The 19,422-nt window shown below is 71.6% G+C and carries 9 protein-coding genes; 7 read left to right on the top strand and 2 right to left on the bottom strand.

The window, feature by feature from the left end; genetic code table 11:
* Positions 1-107: 107 nt before the first annotated feature.
* On the bottom strand, positions 108-632 hold the full coding sequence (locus AB0B35_RS34665) for a hypothetical protein (RefSeq protein WP_361053871.1): 525 nt from the start codon (positions 630-632) through the stop codon (positions 108-110).
* Between the two features lie 249 nt (positions 633-881).
* Between AB0B35_RS34665 and AB0B35_RS34660 the strand changes: the two genes are divergently transcribed.
* The 7 genes from AB0B35_RS34660 (at position 882) to AB0B35_RS34630 (ending at position 16,431) form a co-directional block, all read left to right on the top strand.
* Positions 882-2,816, top strand: coding sequence for a dynamin family protein (locus AB0B35_RS34660; protein WP_361053868.1), 1,935 nt, complete (start codon positions 882-884; stop codon positions 2,814-2,816).
* A complete protein-coding gene (locus AB0B35_RS34655) occupies positions 2,809-4,497 on the top strand; it encodes a hypothetical protein (RefSeq protein ID WP_361053866.1) in 1,689 nt (562 codons plus the stop codon). The genes AB0B35_RS34660 and AB0B35_RS34655 overlap by 8 nt, the downstream gene beginning before the upstream one ends.
* Complete coding sequence (locus AB0B35_RS34650; RefSeq protein WP_361053863.1) at positions 4,494-6,473, top strand: dynamin family protein; 1,980 nt, start codon at positions 4,494-4,496, stop codon at positions 6,471-6,473. Before AB0B35_RS34655 ends, AB0B35_RS34650 begins: the two co-directional genes overlap by 4 nt.
* Before the next feature lie 288 nt (positions 6,474-6,761).
* Positions 6,762-7,142: a hypothetical protein gene (locus tag AB0B35_RS34645; RefSeq protein WP_361053860.1), complete on the top strand. Its 381-nt coding sequence runs from the start codon at positions 6,762-6,764 to the stop codon at positions 7,140-7,142.
* Positions 7,139-8,068, top strand: coding sequence for a hypothetical protein (locus AB0B35_RS34640; RefSeq protein WP_361053857.1), 930 nt, complete (start codon positions 7,139-7,141; stop codon positions 8,066-8,068). Before AB0B35_RS34645 ends, AB0B35_RS34640 begins: the two co-directional genes overlap by 4 nt.
* Positions 8,065-10,389, top strand: coding sequence for a tetratricopeptide repeat protein (locus AB0B35_RS34635; RefSeq protein WP_361053854.1), 2,325 nt, complete (start codon positions 8,065-8,067; stop codon positions 10,387-10,389). Before AB0B35_RS34640 ends, AB0B35_RS34635 begins: the two co-directional genes overlap by 4 nt.
* A gap of 27 nt (positions 10,390-10,416) precedes the next feature.
* Positions 10,417-16,431, top strand: coding sequence for a CHAT domain-containing protein (locus AB0B35_RS34630; RefSeq protein ID WP_361053851.1), 6,015 nt, complete (start codon positions 10,417-10,419; stop codon positions 16,429-16,431).
* Positions 16,432-16,556: 125 nt separating this feature from the next.
* Here AB0B35_RS34630 and AB0B35_RS34625 read toward each other — a convergent pair whose 3' ends face one another.
* On the bottom strand, positions 16,557-19,340 hold the full coding sequence (locus AB0B35_RS34625; RefSeq protein WP_361053848.1) for a BTAD domain-containing putative transcriptional regulator: 2,784 nt from the start codon (positions 19,338-19,340) through the stop codon (positions 16,557-16,559).
* Positions 19,341-19,422 lie beyond the last annotated feature (82 nt).

Below are 19,422 nucleotides of genomic sequence, written 5' to 3'. Positions count from 1 at the left end.
TGGTCAGCTCGCCCTCGGCCCGGCGCGCCCGCCAGGTGGTTTCATCTTGGTAGTCATGATTCGGGAACACCCATGGCGGCCTGGGCCCAAGCCCCGCCGCCCAATGGTCAGCCGAATTCGAGGTCGAACGGGGCCGAGACGACATCCTTGAACGCCTCGCCGCCGGTCTCGCACTCGTACTCGATCACCATCGTGCCCCGGGTCTTCCAGAGCCGCACGAAAAGGCGCTCGGACCGGCCGGCTCGCAGATTCCACAGCACGTTGTCGATGGAGATCTGCGGCATCTCGGCACCATCGGCAATACGCAGGAAATCGCCCAGGGAACGGTCCGCGATACGCAGCACGGCCTTGGTCACCGGAGGCCCGGACTCCTGCGTCACGACGAACACCGAATGGGGCCACCGATCGGTGGGAACGGCGCGTCGCGACGCCGGATCGAGGTCCGCGCCCGGCTCCCATGCCAGCGCGAACCGGGGCGTCTGGGCGATCTTCTTCTCCGCCGCGTCGCGGGCGATCTGCTCGCGCAGCAGCGCGGTCTGGTTCTGCGCGTACCTCGCCTGCGACAGGGCGACGATCGTGGCGACCGCCGCGATCAGGACACCGACCCAGGCAGCCCAGCTGCTCGCCTCCATGCACCCCTGCCCTGTCGACCGTTCCACACTGGACTGCGACCCTACGGAGGGTGAGCCCGCGCGGCCATCGACCGATCGGACGAACGCACAGTTACGGATCGACTACCGCCATCCGTCGCAAGCGGTGATGCCGCGCGTTCGATGTCCTGATTAGGCTCGCGGAGTCAGTCGGTTCGCCTATCGATGGGGAGATCGGTGCGTTCCCAAGAGTCCACCGATCACGATTCCGCGCCGCCCGGCGCCATCTCAATGAATGCGGCACGTGAACATCTCACGTTCGCCCGCGGACTGTGCGACCTCTTCTCCGCGAACGACCCACGGAAAGCGGCTCTGGCCGCGAAGATCTCTCAGATCGAATACCGGCTGGACGACCCGGGCTACCGCCTGGCGGTGATCGGGGAATTCTCCAGCGGAAAGACGACCTTCATCAACGCGCTCATCGAGTCCGACCTCTTTCCGACCTCCGCACTGCCGACCACCGCGGCGGCAGTCGAGATCAGATACGGACCGCGGCTCGCGGTCACCGCACGCTTCCGCGACGGGCAGGTGCACCGGCTGCGCTCGCGGCGCTGGTGGCACCTGTTCCGCCGTCGGCCGCAACTGCCCGGTCTGGGCCGCGTCGACGCCGACCTGCGCCGCACGCTGGGACAGCTGATCACCGACGAAACGGCCGCGCCGCTGATCGCGCACCTGGAGGTCGAGTATCCGGCGCCATTCCTCAGCGACGGCCTGATCATCGTCGACACCCCCGGCACCAACGCGGCGCAGGGACACTCGGCCGTCGCCCACGAGGCGGTGTCCGGCGCCGATGTCGCCGTCATCGTGCTGTCCGGGCTCGAGGTCTTGCCGCTGAGCCTCGTGAACTTCCTGCTGCAAACTCTGGATCCGCGTCTGCTGCAGCGATGCGCCTATGTGGTGACCCGGATGGACGACGTCCGGCCGGCCGAACGCGACGAACTGCTGCGCTTCGCCACCAACCGGGTGCGCGACGAGTTGGGCGTCGAGCGGCCGCCGGTGCTCGCCACCGCGCCCCAGGCTGTCATCCGGCGGCTGCGCCGCGAGTCGCCGCGAAACGACGAGCAGGACTGGCTCGACGGCTTCCAGCAGACCCGCGACTGGCTGCAGCGGACCGCCAAGCAGCAGCGGGAGATCGCCACCACCGACACGGTCCTGCGCCACATCGACGACACGATGCGGGAACTCAGCGTGGAGCTGGAGGCCACCAGCGCCCAGCTCGCCACGGAACGGGCGCGGCTGGAGGCCTCGCAGCTGTCGGACCTGCCGTCCTTCCTGGCCGGACACCGGCAGGCGGGCACGGCCGTGCTGCGCGACACGCGAACCTCGCTGGCCAACCGGATCGAGTACACGGTGGCGACCGCCCGGGCCGCGACCGTGCAGGCTGTGGCCGCCGAGATCGACGCGTGCGCGAACAAGCAGACGCTGGAGGCGGTGCTCGCCTCGACAGTGCCGACCCTGGTGGGCCAGGAAATGCACCGGTTGGGCACCGAATCGGCGCGGCTGGTCGAAACCGAACTCGAGCAGGCGCTGTCGGCCGCGGTCACCTCGGTCGCCGCGGCGTTCGCCGCCGAGTACGCCAAGCTCGAACGCCGCTCGGGCGGCCCGGCCGGCGCCGCGGTCGCGCAGCCCGTGGTCGACACCGCCGCGCTGGTCGACACTTCGAGCTTCACCGCGGCCACCGCGGTGTTCTCGCAGAACACGATGCGGGGCGCCGCCGGAGCGGCCGGCGGGGCCGCGGCGGGCGCCGCGCTCGGCAGCGTCGTGCCCGGGATCGGCACCCTCGTCGGCGGCCTCGTCGGCGGCCTGATCGGCATGTTCGCGGCGACCAAGGCCTTCGCGACCATGCGCGACCAGACCCGCGAGCAGGCCAAGAGCGCGACCGAGGCCGCGTTCGGGCAGCTGTCCGCCCGGCTCGGCGCCGGGGTCGACGCCGCGCTGACCGCCCACGAGCACGAGTTCACCCGCAGGCTCGACTGGTACCGCGTGACCTACCAGCGCCGTATCGACGAGGTGCGGGCCGAACACCAGCACGACCTCGCCCAGCTGACGGCGTACACGCAGCGGGTCAACGCCGCCCGGCGTGACGCCGCCGACCGCCGGGTGCGGGTGGACCACGAACGCAACGCGCTGGCCGAGGAATGGATGAGAGGAGAACGCAGTGTCTGATGCGCAGGTGACGTCATGGCTGGACCGTGCCGCGGCATTGGCCGACGAGGGCGGCCTGACCGGCGTCCGCGCGACGGTCGACGAGCTGCGCAACGGGCTGCATGCGCCAGGGCTGCGGGTGGTCGCCGTCGGCAACGGCCACACGGCGGCCGGTGTCGCCGTGAACCGGCTCCTCGGCCGGGACCTGATGCCCGAGACCGCGGCGAGCGCCGGGGTCCCCGCAGTCGTCGAGGTGACGCACTCCACGGTGGACTGCGTCGAACCGGCGGGAGCCGGCACGCCCCTGACCCCGGGCTGGTGGAAAGAGCTGGACCCGGCACCGGAGCACACCGTCCGGCTCGGCGTCGCCGAACCCCGGCTGGCCGGAGTGCACCTGGTGGCCGCGCCTGTGGCAGGGCCGGACGGCGCGCACGGGCGGACGATCCGCAGCGCCGACGCGGTGCTCCTGGTGACCGCCGCGACCACCCCGATGACGATGTCGGACCTGCGGCTGCTGCGGGAGGTGCTCGCCGACGTCGACGCGGCGTCAGTGCTCGTCGCGGTCTCGCACCTGGACAGGGTGCCCGAAGCCGACCACGGCGAGGTGATGGCGTACGTGACCGGGCGGGTCCGGGAGGCCTCCGGCACGGTCGCGGTCGTGACGCTCGCGCCGCACGCCGGCGAGCCCGATCCGGCGCTGTGGCAGTGGGTGTCGGAGCAGGCCGGCGCCGACCGGGCGGCGCGCGGTGCCGCGCGTACGGCCCTGCGGCTGCGGGCGAGCCTGACCGGGCTGGCCGACGCTGCCCGCGACGGTGAGCGGGCGGCCCGCGACGCGGCGGCCGAACGCGCCGCGGCGGCGCTCGCGGCGGCGACCGAGATCGCGTCGGAGTCCGCCGAGTTCGATCACTGGCGGCTGGAACTGCGCGACCGGCAGTCGGCCCTGTCCCGCCGGTTCCGCGACCACCTCGACGCGACCCGGGGCGCGCTGCTGGAACGTCTGCAGGGCGAGCTGCGCGCGGCTGACGACCCGCGCGGGTGGTGGCGCAAGGAACTGCCCGAGCAGCTGCGTACGGAGATGGCCCGGCTCGCCGGCGACTTCGGGGTGACGCTGCACCGCTCGGTCGAGGCCGACCTCAACTGGCTGGACGGCAACGTGTTCCGGCACACCGGCGAGCATCTGACGCTCGTGGGTGACGACGGGTCTCCGTTGACGGTGGTCTCCCCGACGACGAGCACGTCCGGGCTGGCCGACCTGCGCCAGCGCAGGATGCTGCTGCGCTTCGGCCCGGCGGGTGTCGCGCTGGTCGGGGCGATCATCGCGCCCGGGGTGGGCCTGCCGTTCGCGGTCGGCGCCGGCATCGCGGGTGCGCTGGTCGGCGAGGCGCTGTGGCGCAACATGGTCGACGCGCAGCGTCGGCGGGTCGCCGCACAACTGTCCGAGCTGGTCGACAACGCCGTCGAGGAGTTCGCGAGCGAGGCGGGCGGCCGGATGGCCGACCTGTACGACCGGATGGCCGACGAGGCGCTGCGGCTGCGGGATGTGTTCCGGGCGCGGCGCCGGGCGCAGGCGCAGCCGCCCGTCGAGGTGTCCGAGCCCCACTGGGCCGGGCTGGCCAAGCGGGCAGAGGAGTTGGAGCGAGAGATCTCCGCCGGTGTGGGACCGATCGCGGGGACACCGGAACCGAAGGGAGCGGGTCGATGAGGTCACAGGGGCACGAAACCGGTCTGGACGGGTTCACCGAACTGCGGGGCCGCCTCATCGGCCTGATCGGTGAGGCCGAACGGATCGCGCGTGAGCTGGACAGCAGCGTGCACGCGCAGAACCTGGTGGAGCTGCGCGAGCGGGTGGAGAGCGGCGGCTTCACGGTCCTGATCGCAGGAGAGTTCAACGCCGGCAAGAGCACGACGATCAACGCGATCCTCGGCCAGGACCTGCTCCCGTCGAAGATCACGCCGACCACGGCCGTGCTCACCGTCATCCGGTGGGGCGAGCAGAAACGCGCCTGCCTGTACGCCTACGACCCGCAGAGCCCGACCGGGCTGGCCGAGACGGCCAACGGCGTGAAGATCGAGGAGCTGCGCCACTACATCACGATCGACAACGACCACCGCGAGGAGTACAACCAGTGGGGGCTGGCGCAGATCGACTGGCCGCTGCCGCTGTGCCGCAACAGTGTGCAGCTGGTCGACTCCCCCGGGCTCAACGACGACACGCGCCGCAACGACATCACCAACGACTACCTGCGCCGGGCCGACGCGGTGGTCTATCTGCTCGACGCCCTGGCGCTGTTCAAGATGAACGAGCGTGAACTGCTCAAGCTCTATATCGACAGCCAGGGCAGCAGCCACATGTTCTTCGTCGCCAACAAGATCAACATGGTACGGGAGGCCGAACGCGAGGAGGTGAAGGCCTTCGCCCGCGGCATCCTGCACAACGACCTCGGCGCGACCGAGCACCGGCTGTTCTTCATCAACGCCCTCGGCGCGATGGACGCGCGCATCGGCGACGACTCGAAGGCGCTGGCCGCCTCGGGCCTGCCAGAGTTCGAGCAGGAGCTCGAACGCTTCCTGGCCTCCCGCCGCGCCGCCATCAAGATCGTTCCACCGGCGACGCTGCTGCGCCAGATCGCCGGGGAGCTCATCGCCAGCATCGAGGAGAAGACCCAGATGCTGGTCGGCGGCATCGACCGGCTCCGGGAGAACTCCGAACGCGCCCGGCAGCCGATGATCGCCCTGGAGAAGGACCGCAAGACGATCGTCAAGACCCTCACCTACCTGCTGGACAAGATCCGCGAGGACGTCGAGGTCTCCGCCCGCGACATGCTGCGAACCGCCGCCAACAACTACCCCGCCTGGGCACAGGGCCTGGACCGCAAGCACCACGTCGGGATGAACCCGATCGGGCTGCAGAAACGATCCGAAGCCGCCGCGAAGGAGATCGCCGAAGGGCTCGAGGCTCGACTGCGCTCCCACGTGGCGGCCTGGTCGGCGACCGAGCGCCAGCGCATCGTCGACGAGGGCACCAAGCGCATGGAGGACGAGCTCGACGGCACCCTGCACGAGTTCCTCGACCGAGTCGAAATGCTGCGCCAGACCTTCAGCCCTCAGCTCGCGGTCACCCCCAAGGGCGGCGAACCAGCGTCGGGCCTGCAGCGCACGCTCGCCGGCACGGTCGGCTACCTGGTCGCCCCGGGTGTCGCGATGCACGGCGCCCGGTTCGGCTTCAAGGGCATGGGCCGGGCGATCGTGCCGCAACTCGGGGTGGCCATCGTCGCCGGCGCGCTGGGCTTCGGGCCGCTGGGAATCTTCGCGCTGCTGGTGGCGGCGGGCGTGATCCAGCTGTTCGTCGGCAAGGACAAAACCGAGTCGCAGTTCACCTCCGACGTCGCCGGAGTGATCGCGCAGGAGTCGCGCAACAGCGCCACCGACCACGCCCGCAAGCTGGCCGCCGAGGTGCACGCCGCGCTGGAACCGGTGCAGGTGGCCGTCGACGAGGCCCTCGGACAGCAGCTCGACCGGCTGCGCGAGGACGTGGAGGCCGTCATGCGCGACCTGTCGGCCGGAACCGCGCAGGCCGAGGCCACCCGGGTCCGGCTGGCCGCCAACGAGGCGGCGCTGAGCACGGTCGTATACGGCTCGGCCGACATCATCAAGCAGTTCCCCCACGAGGAGCAATAGGCAATTGGCGCGACTACGCCCAGCCGTGCCCCGGGCAGCCCGACGCGGCCGCGGCCTCTTCATGAGTTCCGGCCGGCGTCGTGTCGGGCCCGCCCGTGGGCCGGCGGGTGGTCACACCATGGGCTGGCCGATGGTGACGGGGCGTATCACGCCTCGGCCGCAATACGGGCTCCGACACCCGAACGTGTCCTATCTGGAGTTGTCTGTCGTTGATACGTTCAGTGACGGGTTCGCATCTGTCGTGGCGCTGAGCTGGGCGCCTGTGACCGCTCGACGAATTGGGGTGCCGTGGGCGTCGAGGAACGCATAGAACGGCTGTGCCGCCGCAACGCCACCGGAGAGCTGAGGGCGTTCGTCGCCAGGGCCGGCGCCGGGCCGGCGCTGGAGCACGTGCTCGACGCCATCCGCGCCGGTGCAGACTCCGCGACCATCGAGGCAGGACTCGACGTCCTGGAGGAGGCCATGGTCGACGCCGGGCTCGACGGGTTGACCGACTCGGTCCGCGCGTTCGTCCCGCCGATCCCGACGTCCGGCCACGCGATCATCTTCACCTGGGTGTGCCCGCAACGCTCCTGCAGCCGGGTCGAGATCGCCACAACCGGTGCGGAGACCGCACCCGCCTGCGCCATCAGCGGGCAACCGCTCGAGCAGCTCCAGCTGCGCGCATGACCGAGTTCCTGACCGAGTTCGGCGGTCGGCTGGCCGACCGGTGGGCCACACTCATCGTGCTGCCGGGCCTGTTGTTCGTGGCGGCGGCGACCGCGGCGTACCGGCTCGGGCACCGGAGCGCCCTCGACACCGCCGCCCTGTTCGCCTGGCTCACCGACGTCACCACGAAACCCGCCAGCCGCAACACCGGCGCGATCCTACTCGTCGTGGCGGCAGTCCTCGCCGCGGCGATCGCCGCCGGGCTGCTTGCGGGCGCGGTCGGTCGCCTGTTGGAGACGGTGTGGCTGACGCCCGGCCGCCGGCGGCCGGCCCGGCTGCTGCTGGCCTGGCGGCGGCGGCGGTGGGCGGCCGCCGACGCCGCGGTCACCGCAGCGGCCGTCGCCGCTGCCCGCGCCACGGTGCGGTCGGGCGGACCGGCCGACACGACCGGCCTGGGTGCCGCGCTGGCCCGCCGCGAGGCGATCTGCCTGGTCGAACCGGACCGGCCGACCTGGGTGGCCGACCGGTTCCGTGCCGCCGACCTGCGCGTGCTGCGCACCTACGAGCTGGACCTGGGCTCGGCCTGGCCACGTCTGTGGACGCTCGCACCGCAGCAACTGCGAGATGACATCACCGCGGCCCAGGAGTCCTACGCCGACGCCGCGCGCCTGCACGGCTGGGGTGTGCTCTACCTGGCCCTGGCCGCCTGGTGGTGGCCCGCCGCCGTGATCGCGGCGTGCGTGGTGTGTGTCGGCTCCTTCAAGCTCCGCGCAGCCGCGGGCGTCCTGGCCGAACTCGTCGAGACCACCGTCGACCTCTACGGTCGCGACCTTGCCCAGCAACTGGGCATCGAGCACGACGGCCCGTTCACCGCGCAGGTCGGCCAGCTCATCACCCTGCGCCTACGCAAAGACCATCCCGCCTCGCCCCCGGCGACCGAGCCATGAGCACCACCGCGGAGTCCGTCGCGGACGAGGAGACAGGCCGAGCCGAACAGCGGCCCGACGACGCCCCCGCCGACGCCGGCCCCCGGCCGATCCGGCAGAGCAGCCGCGCCGAGGCGGCGCTCGCGCAGCTGGAGCACGCCATCCCGCCGGAGTCCACGGACGCGCTGGCCATCGCCGGGCGCGGAGAAACGCACCGGCAGGCCGGTCGCCACGAGCGGGCCCTTGCCGACTTCGACCGGGCGATCGCGCTCGATCCCAACGACACCTGGATCCTGGGCTGCCGCGCCCAGACCTATGCCCTGATGGGACGATACGCCGAAGCGGTCGCCGACTTCGGCAGGGTCCTCGCCGCCGACCCCGATGACGCGTGGGCGCTCATCCGCTGTGCTGAGGCCAATACGCAGCTGCGACGCCTGGACGAGGCGCTGGCGGAACTCAACCGGGCCGCCGCGTTGAATCCGCGCGACCGGGAGGTCTTCAGCCGCCGCGCCGAGGTCCACCGGCTCGCCGGACGATTCCACGAGGCGCTGGCCGACTTCGACCGGGCCATCGAACTCGTCCCCTCATACTCATGGGCGCTGGGCAACCGAGGCCAGACCTACCACTCCCTCGGCCGGTACACCGAAGCGCTCGCCGACTTCGACCGGGCGATACAGATCGCGCCGACCAGGGAGTGGGTCATCGCTGCGCGGGGCGAGACGCAAGCGCTGCTCGACGAGCCAGACGCGGCAGTGATCGACTTCTGCCGGGCCCTGGCGATGCGGCCCGACTACAGTTGGGCGCTGGCCCGCCGCGGTGACGTCCACCGCAAACGCGGCCGCCATCACGAGGCCCTGGCCGACTTCGACCGGGCCATCGAACTCGGCCCGGACCTGGCGTGGGTCCACTCCAGCCGCGGCCAGTCCCGCGCCGCCCTCGGCCGGCACACCGACGCGATCGCCGACTACGACCGGTCCCTGCAACTTCGGCCTGACCACGCATTGGCGCTGGCCCATCGCGGCGAGGCGTACCGGCTCGCCGGGCGGCACCACGAAGCCCTCGCCGACTTCGACCACTACCTCACGCTGCAGCCCGACGTCGCCTGGGTCATCGGCAGCCGCGGCCAATCCCACCACGCCCTGCGGGACTACCCCCAAGCCCTCGCCGACTACGACCGCTCACTGACCCTGCAACCCGACGTCGCCTGGGTCCTGGCCGCGCGCGGCGACACCCTCACCTCCCTCGGTCGGTACCCCGACGCCGTCGCCGACCTCGACCGGGCGCTGGAACTGCGTCCCGGGCACGCCTGGACGCTGGGGCTGCGCGGTAACGCACACTGGCTGGGCGGACGCCACACCGAAGCCCTCGCCGACCTCGACCGTGCGCTCTCCCTGGAGCCCACCGTCGTCTGGTTTCTCGGCGTGCGCTCCCAGACCTACCTCGCGTTGCAGCGCCTGCCCGAAGCGCTGGCCGATGTCGAGGAAGCGCAGCGGCTGTCCCCGGACACCCGATGGATCCTGCCCACCCTCGGCGAGACCCTGGTCCGCCTAGGCCGCCACGCCGACGCGCTGCCTCTCCTTGACCAGGTGCTACTGGAGTACCCCGACGCAGCTGGGGTGACAGGGCTGCGCGGAGAGGCACTGCGCATGACCGGCCGGCCCGCAGAGGCGCTCGCCGACCTCGATCGTGCGGTATCACTCGGTTTCACCACCCCCTGGATCTTCTACTCCCGCGGTCAAGCCCACCGCAGACTCGACCGCCTCGACGCGGCGCTGGCCGATTTCGACCGGGCGATCGTCCTCGATCCGCAGCTGATGGACGCCCGGCAGACCCGCGGCCGGCTGCACCTGTGGCTGGAGCACAACGCCGAGGCGCTGGCCGACTTCGAGCACTTGCTGGAACTGCAGCCGACCGAGCAGTGGTACCGGTTCGACCGGGCACGGACACGGCTGGCGAACGGGCTGGGCCGCGACGCGATGGCCGAATTCGACGCCTTGGTAGCGGCCGATCCCACGGTGCCCGAGTTCCACCTCGGACGGATCATGGCACTGGGTTGCCTGGGCGACCTCGCAGCCGCAGCCGCGGCGGCACGGGCGACCGACGCGATGTTTCGCGACCTGGCCGAAGACGATCCGCCCTGGTCGATGCTTGGCCGGCTCGTCTGCGCCGCCGTCCTGGGCGACCAGGCCGAGACCACCCGCATCGCCGCGGAGCTGCCAGCCGGACCGCCGACGCCCGACGAACTGCAGTGGATGATCGTCAGCCTGCGCCCGCTGGGCCGGACTGCCGAACTGCCGGCGGTACCCGACCTTATCGACCTGTTACAGAACATGCTCGGCTGACGAAGCGGGGGCGCAGGGGTGAACTCGATGGCACCGGAGGACCGCGCCGAGGCAGCAGCCGCACGCCTGGCACCGCAATTGCGCGAGCGGCTGCATACCTGGCTGGCAGACGACCCGTACATGGTCGGCCTGGCCGAGGTCCCCCTGCTTCGCGCGCACCTGTACGAATCGGTCGCACAGTCCGAGGCGCTGCCGCAGACGTCCAGCGACGCCTACCACCTCGCCATGCGGCGAGCAATCGACGAGCAGCACGGATTCACCGACGCCGCAGCCACCGACCGGGCCGTGGACCTGCTCGCCGCGGTGGCGACGGGCTTCGCGACCCAGCCGGAGGGCTGGGCGGACGCACTGACGGCCAAACAGATCACGGCCGTGCTCCAGGATGAGCAGGCGTCGGCGGACCAGGCCCGGCTCGAACCGCTGCTGGCCCAGGACCCGCAGCCGTCCGACGCAGTGCCGTGTTACACGCTGCCGCACCGCGCCGTCGCCGAGGTCCTGGTAGCCCACCACCTCGCCGGCCTGCCCCGTGACCGCTGGCTGGCGTTCGTCGACCGCCACCTGTGGTTCGACCCGGACTGGGGCCCCGTGCTGAACCTGCTCGGCGCCGCCTTCGGACGGCGCGGCCGATGGCCGGAGGCGGCCGCTCTTCTCACGCACCTGCTCGACCGCCCCGCCGACGCGGGGCACCAGGCCGTGTTCCGGGCCGCCCGGGTGCTGATCAAGCTCTCCGCGGCGGCGGCCGAGATCCCTGCGGCCCTGGTCACAGCGGTCGCCGACCGGATGGACGGCATGCTGGATTCGGTCGCCGACCATGCAGAGCTGGCACAGCTACTGTACTGGGAGGCCGCGAACCTGCCCGAGCAGGTGATCGACATGCTGCTCAGTCGACTGGCCGCCGGGCGGGGCTACCTGCCCGCCGCGATCCTGGCCCGCAGCGCCGATCCCCGCGCGACCGGCGCGCTCGTCACACGGCTCAACGGCACCTCGGACGCCGCCGACGACGCGTTCGCGGCGCTGCGCGGCACCGACGACGAGGTACAGCTTGATGCGCTGATGGCGAGTTTCGACGATCCGGACTTGATCGGCCAGGCTGCAGCCGGCCTGCGGCACTGCGCCTCGCCCCGGGTGGCCCGCAGGATGCTCGACCGATGCGGGCACCCCGACCCGGTGGTTCGCCTGCACGCTTTGGTCGCCCTGGGCGGCCGGAACGAGCCGGAGGTGCTGGACGCCGCGTTGCGGCTGGCCGAGGACCCGCATCCGGACGTGCGTATCGCTGCCATGTGCTGCCTGGCCCGCCGCCACGAGGCCAACGCCACGGACGCGCTCGTGCGCCACCTGCACGACGAGGACCGGTTCGTGCGGGTGGTCGCCCGCGCCATGGCGTTCCAGCCGGACCGGTTCACACCTCGACAACTGCGCGACTATTCCCTCGACCCGGACGCCGGCCTGCGGATGCACGCCTTGAGCGTGTATCCGGCCGAGGACCTCGCCCCCGACGACAAGCTGCCTGCCGCCGAACCAGACCGGCCAGACGAGTCGGCCGAAGCCGAACCCGACGTCGGCCTTGACGCCGAAACTGCGCAGGAGTCCGCTGACCTGAGCGAACCGGAGGCGACGCCCGCCAACCTGATCTCACCATCGACTTCGCCAGACGCGGCGGTCCCTGCCCAAGCGGCAGAGAAGCCGGCGCAGTCGACTGACCTGCAGCAGTTGCTGCACCTCTGCGACCTGGCCGACCTGCCCGCGCAGCCAGGTCTGGCCGAGGCGTACCGGACGGCGATCACCCTGGCCGGCAACATCTACCGAGCACTGCCGGATGCCGAACGCAGCCGCGTGCGGCAGGCGCTGGCGCACCTGGCCGAGGCCGTCGACGCCATGACCGATCCCGTCCCCGATCCCGCGGAACCCGCTCCAGCGCGGCTGCCCGCAGGAGAGGTACTGGTCGAATTGGCCGGGCCGAACGCCGCCGATGACCTGTTCTGGCAGTACCTGCTGCTGGATGCCCGCGGCAGCTGGTGCCTGGGCCTGGTCCGCGGCACCGACCTGTCCCACTGGGCCACCGACTTCGGCGAACTCATCGAAACCGGATACGGGCTGCCGGACCCCGACGTCGCCGAACGGGTGCGCCGTCACTACGGCCAGGTGGCGGCACCCGGTGCCACGGATGGGCAGGTCGCTTTGGCGTACGCCGTCGCGCAACGGCCGGGATGGCACGTTCCGGCCCCTTGGGCGCAATACCGGCCCGCACAGGCGGAGCTGGAACCGGCCGCACATCGCGCGTCTCATCTGGAGCTCACCCGCCGCGCCGGGGAACTCATCGACCTCTACGACCAGAGCGGCGACCTGACCAAACTGAAGCAGGCAGTTGAACTGCGGCGGCAGGCTGCCGCAGCGACACCGCCCCGTCACCCCCGTGCGGGCACACGCCACCTCGATCTGAGCAACAGCCTGACACGCCTGTTCGACCGGGAGGCGGACCTGGCGCTGCTGCACGAAGCTATCGCCGCCGACCGCGCCGCCGTCGCGGCCACTCCCACCACGGACCCCGATCACGCCGTCGGTCAGGACTACCTCGCCTGGGACCTGATGGTGCTGAGCCGGGAGACCACGGATACGACAGTCGTGCCGGAGGTGGTCCAGGCACGTCGAGCGGCCCTGGCCGCGACCCCGGCGGAGGACCTCCAGCACCCGCAGCGGCGTCGCAACCTCGCGGACGCGCTGCTGTGGGCCTTCGAGCACACCAACGACCTGGCCGACGGCTGGGAATCCGCCACGATCCTGCGCGAACTCGTGGCCGCCGGGTCCGACGACGACGCCGAGCAGCGTGAACGGACGCACGTGCTCGGCGCGATGCTCACGACCCTGTTCAACCGGACCGGTGACCTGGAGACCCTGGCTTCTGCCATCGACAACCTGCGGACGGCTGCGGACCTGGCGCCTCCAGACTCCCCGGACCGGGGACGATACCTGACCGGCCTGGGGACCGCGCTGCGGCTGCGTGCCGAGCGCCAGGGCGACCTGGCATCGCTGCATGAGGCGGCGGCGGTCGGCCGTGCCGGGGCGAGCATCGACTCTCCGTTGCGAGCGCTGGTGCTGACGGACCTGTCCACGATCCTGGTCTCGCTCTACGACAAGACCTGGGACATGGCGGTCCTCCAGGAGGCGGTGGAAGCCGGCCGGGCGGCGCTGGCGGCCACCCGGGACGGCACGTACGACCAGGTCCTGGTCCTGGTGAATCTCAGCCTGGTGCTGCGGATCCTGTACACCCGCACCGGTGACGAGTCATCTCAACGCGAGGCGGTCGACGCCGCGCGACGTGCGGCTGCACTGCTGCCGCCGGAACACCCCCACCTTGCCCAAGTCCGATACAACCTCGCCCTGGGGTTGCTCGGCCTGCATCGCGCCACCGGTGACGACGACATGCTGCACGAGGCTGTCCAACACGGCCGTGCCGTGGTCGACTCAGCCGGCCCGGACCACGGCCACCGGGCGATGCAACTGCACCTACTCTCCTCGATCCTGCGCAGGTTGCACCTGCATACCGGCGATGTCGCGTCGCTGCACGAGGCAGTGGAAACCGCTCGCAGCGCGGTGGCCGCAACACCGCAGGGACACGGCCAGCTCGCCGCGCACCTGGACAACCTGAGCCTGTGCCTGCTCAACCTGTACCACGTGACCGGAGATCGCGGCACCCTGCACGACGCCGTGGCGGTCAGCCGCAGCGTCACCGCGGCCGTGGCCGACGGCGACGCCAACCGGATGCACTACCTGGTCAGTTTCAGCAACAGCCTGCACAACCTCTACATTCAGACGGCCGAGCCTGATCTGCTCCGCGAGGCGGTCTCGGCGGCGCGTGCCGCCCTGTCGACGATCCCACCCGACCACCCCCTGCGGCACCGGGCGCTGGCGGTGTTGAGCACCGCCCTACGGCAGCTGTCCGAGGCCACCGGCGGCCGGGACGCCCTGGACGAGGCGGTCGCCGTCGCGCGACAGGTGCTGTCGGCCGCCGGGCCGACACGGGCGGACCGGCTGACGGGGCTGGAAAGCCTCGGCAACGCCCTGACCTCCCTCTACCGGTGGAACGATGATCCGGACACCGCTCGCGAAGCCGTCCACATCTGGCGTACCGCCGTCAGGTCGGCGCCGACCGACCACCGCAGCCTCCGCGGATACCAGGGCAGCCTCGCATCCATGCTGGCCTTGTACGCCAAGCGCACCGGCGACGCGGCCGCGCTCGCCGAGGGAACCGACCTGTACCGCACCATCGCCGCCGAACTGCCCGAGGTGCACCCCCATCGCGCGCCGTACCTGTCCGACCTGGCAGACAGCCTGTTCCTGGCGTACGAGTGGCATGGTGACCGGACCGCACTGCGGCAGGCGCAAGACGCATACCGCCAGGCCGCGGCGTCGCCGTCGGCGGGGATACGCCTGCGGATCCTCAACGAGCGGAGCAAGGCCCGCGCGGACGCCGCGAGCGGCGACCACGAGACGGCTCTCGCCTCGATCGAACGCGCGCTGGAGCTGCTGCCGCTACTGGCCTCCCGCCATCTGGCACGGGCCGACCGTGCGCACCGCCTCGGCCAGGTGGCCGGTGTGGCCGCGCAGGCTGCCGCCGTCGCAGTGGCCGCCGGACGACCCGATCGCGCGGTGGAGCTGCTGGAACAGGCCCGCGGGCAACTGCTCGCGGAGGCCATGGGCAACTCGGAGGATCTGCGGCGGCTGCGCAGTTCGCTGCCGGAGTTGGCCGACCGATTCACGCGCACACGCGCGCGGCTGGCTGCCGTGGAGACCGACCCGGATACACCCGCCGGCTCCGGCCAGGCGGCTGCCCCGGCGGTCGAGACCGCGGCGCTGCGCCGGGCAGCCGCCGACGAACTGCAGGCACTGCTCGCGCGCATCCGCGCCGAGCCCGGATTCGCCGGATTCCTCGCCCCCGCGCCGGTCGAACAGCTGCGGCTGCACGCGGGCGAAGGCCCCATCGTGATGGTCACCACCGATCCGCTGCGATGCGACGCACTGATCCTGACCGCCGATCCGCACCGTCCCGTCCTGCATGTGCCCCTGCCCGACCTGACCCACGAGGATGTGCTGAACAAAGCCGCACGCTTCCGCGGGGCGCTGGCGGCGGTCCACGATGACCGGCACAGCATCTCCACGCAGGCACGCGCCCAGCAGACGGTGCGCGACATTCTCGCCTGGTTGTGGGACACCACCACCGCCCCGGTCCTGACGGCCCTGGGCCACACCCGGACATCGCCCGACGATTCGTGGCCGCGGGTGTGGTGGTGTCCGGTAGGTGTCCTGGCCCACCTACCTCTGCACGCCGCCGGGTACCACGACGACGTCAGAGCCGGCGCGGCCGAGCCCCGGACAGTGCTTGACCGCGTGGTGTCGTCATACACCGCCACCATCCACGCACTGGCCCACGCGCGGCAGCGGCCCAGCGGCGCAGCAGCAGACCGGCCGGCGCTGATCGTGTCGATGCCGCAGACGCCGGGGGCCCCGGACCTGCCGGGCGCCGCCCGGGAGACGGACCTGATCGCCTCACTGCTGCCGGGGGCCCGAATCCTGCAGGGCGCCGAAGCCACCCGCGACGCGGTGGTGTCCGCGCTCGGCCAACACCCGATGGCGCACTTCGCCTGCCACGGCAGTACCGACTGGAACGCCCCCGACCACAGCCGCCTGTACCTGCACGATCACGCGGACCATCCGCTGACCGTCGCCGCGCTGTCACGTCTGCGGTTACCCGACGCGGACCTGGCCTACCTGTCCGCGTGCGAGACCACCGAGACGCAACTCCGGCTCGCCGACGAGGCGATCCACATCACCGCGGCATTCCAGGTGGCCGGGTACCGAAGCGTCGTCGGAACGCTGTGGCAGGTCAGCGACCAGGCGTCGACAACCCTCGCAAGCCACTTCTACACGAACCTGACCGAGGGCGCGCCCAGCGCGCAGGCACTGCACCACGCCACCCGGGAGCTGCGCCGTCGCTCGCTTCGCGCACCCTCCCGATGGGCGGCGTACATCCACACCGGGATCTGACCCGCTCAGCCGGATCCGGTGCCACGGCCACGGCTCCCCCGGCACAGACCGCCAGTCCCGCGCCCTGGCCTCAGCACGCCGCGCCGAGGACCGGAGTGAAGTCACCGTCCCCTCGGTCCGGCCTTTCACGAATCCGCCGCATGCCCCTCGTCGAGCGCGGCCAGTTTACCCTGGACCATCGCCGCGTCCGGGTGCCGCAACTCGTCGAAGATCGCCGACGCGGCCAGATATGTGCTTCGAGCCGTTGCCGGATCACCCGCGGCCACATGCGCGTCGGCGAGGTTGACCAGCGTCGTCGCTTCGTCGAACCGGTCGCCGAGGTCCCGGAAGATGTCGATGGCCTGCCGGTAGCCGGCGTACGCATCCTCGTATCGACCCAGGCTGCGCTGGATGTAACCGAGGCTGTCCCACACGTCCGCCTGCCCGTGCCGGTGATCGAGCTGCAGATGGATGTCGAGCGACTGCCGACAGTACGTCAACGCCTGCTCGAACTCGCCCAACTGCGCATGGTCCCATCCGACGGCATTGAGCGCGTCAGCCTGCCCGGCCAGATGCCCCTCCGCGCGATACAGGCTCAGCGCCGCAAGACTGTGCGTGAGCCCCTTCGCGTGCTCGCCCTGCCGGTCCAGGACGATGCCGATGTTGAGGTGGGTGCGCGCCTGCCCCACCTGGTCACCGCGCTCGCGGAACAGGTCCAGCGCCTGGCCGAGATGACGATGCGCGTCGGCGAAGCGCCCCATCCGGACGTACGCGTGCCCCAGCGAGCGGTGCCCGATCGCCTGCCACGGCCAGTCGGTGTCCTGCGGCGCGATGTGCAACGTCGCGTGGATCGCCGCGGCCCGCTCATCCCAGTAGCCGGCCATGTCCAGGAAACCCGAGATGGCCCATGCGATCCGCCACGCGAATTCGTCGGCACGCGCGTGCACGGCGCGCTGGATCGACGCGACGAGCGCGGGCCGTTCCGTGGCGAACCACTTCACCGCCTCGCGATGGTCGGCGACGGTCTCGACGGTCACCCCGTCGCGGGGCTGGCCGATCGGGATCGGCACCCGGTACGGGTCCAGCGCGACCGATGCCGCGTTCGCCGTCTGGAGGTAGTGGTCGAGCACCCGCAGCAGCGCCTCGTACCGCTGCTGCTCGGTGTCTGTCTGCTGTGCCTGCTCGGCGCTGTAGGCCCGCAGGAGGTCGTGGAACGCGAAGCGGTCCCCGGCCGACTCGGTGATCATGTGGGTGGCGTGCAGCTCGCTCAGCAGCCGGCGCGTGTGCGCAATCGGCAGGCCCCCGGCCGCGGCCGCCGCCGCCACCGACACCTCCGGGCCTGGATGGACGCTCAGCAGCCGAAACAACCGGGCAGCCGCGCCGGTGAGGGTGCGGTAGCTCCACGAGAACACCGCCCGCACATCGGTCATCGGATCGTTGAGGGCGAATGCGTCCAGTTCGGAGCGGGTGTTGGCCAACTCCAGCGCGAGCGCCCGCATCGGCGTGTCCGGACGCCGCGCCGCGCGGGCCGCCATGACGGACAGCGCCAGCGGCAGCCGGGCGCACCGCTCGATCACCTCGTCGGTCGCGGACGGGTCGCTGTGCGCCCGTTGCGCCCCGAGCCGCTGTTCCAGGAGCTGCCAGCCTTCCTGTGGGGTCAGCACGTCCAGCGGTAGCGGGCGAGCGCCCTCGGCGACGATCAGGCCGGTCAGGTCGTCGCGGCTGGTGACCACCACGTGGCTGCCGGGCGAGCTGGGCAGCAGCGGACGCACCTGCTCGGCGTCGCGGGCGTTGTCGAGCACGATCAGCATGCGTCGTCGGGACAGCAGGCTGCGGTAGAGCCCGACCTGGGCGTCGAGCCCGTGCGGCACCTGTTGCCCGTTGGGCTGCAGCGCGGCGAGGAACCCGCGCAGCACCTCCTGTGGTGTGCGGGGTGTGCCGGAGGGGTCGAATCCGCGCAGGTTGGCGTGCAGCTGTCCGTCCGGGAACCATGGCGCGACGCGATGTGCCCAGCGGATGGCCAGGGCCGTCTTGCCCACTCCGGCCGCACCGCCGATCACCGTGATGACCGTCGGTGAGTTCGCGTCGCCCAGCCGGCTGTCCATGGCGGCCAGGGCCTTGTCCCGGCCCACGAAGCCGGCGTGGTCCGTCGGCAGCTGACGAGGCACGATCACCTGCGGCGCGGGTGTCGCCGCAGGCACTGTGGACGGCACAGCACCGAGGAGCTTCACATGGATCTCGCGCAGCTGCGGACCTGGATCGGCGCCCAGCTCCTCGGCCAGACGCCGCCGGATCGTCTCGTACTGCTCCAGCGCCTCGGCGCGGCGGCCCGCTGCGTCGAGTGTGTCCAGGAGCCTGGCCCACAACGATTCCCGCAACGGGTGCCTGGCGATCAGATCACGCAGCTCACTGACGAGCCCGTCGTGGCGGCCGGCGGCCAGGTCCAGGTCGATGCGGCGTTCGGCCGCGCCCAGATAGCGCTCGACCAGGCGCGGGGTCTCCGTCTCGGCGAGCCAGACCGAGCGCATACCCTCGAACGGGTCGCCGCGCCACAGCGCGAGGGCGTCGGTGAGCGTTCGTGACTCGGTGCCGCGGTCCGGGGCGGACGCGGCAAGGTCGACCAGCTCCAGGAACCGCAGCGCGTCGACCTGCTCGGGCGGAATCCGCAACAGGTAGCCGACGGCCGTGGTCTCGACGAACTGCGCACCGATCAGCTGGCGCAGGCGCGTCATGTTCGTCTGCACGCTTGCCCGCGGATTGCCGGGCAGGTCATCGCCCCACACCGCCGTCGCCAGACGCTCGGCCGACACGACGGATCCAGCTGACATCGCCAGCACCGCGAACAGGCCGCTCGGCCTGCCGGTCAGGCGGACGGGCACCCCGTCGACCGAGACTTCCAGCGGACCGAGTAACCGCGCCTGCAACCGCACGCGGACAGCGTGCCATGTGACGGCGACAAATGCCCCGGACGGTGAGGCAGCCCACGTCACGAGGGTGACGCGGGCTGCCTCC

It is taken from the genome of Catellatospora sp. NPDC049133 (assembly GCF_040648455.1).
GTDB lineage: Bacteria > Actinomycetota > Actinomycetes > Mycobacteriales > Micromonosporaceae > Catellatospora > Catellatospora aurea.
Note: the sequence above shows the minus strand (reverse complement) of the source record. Positions and strands in the feature narration are given on the sequence as shown.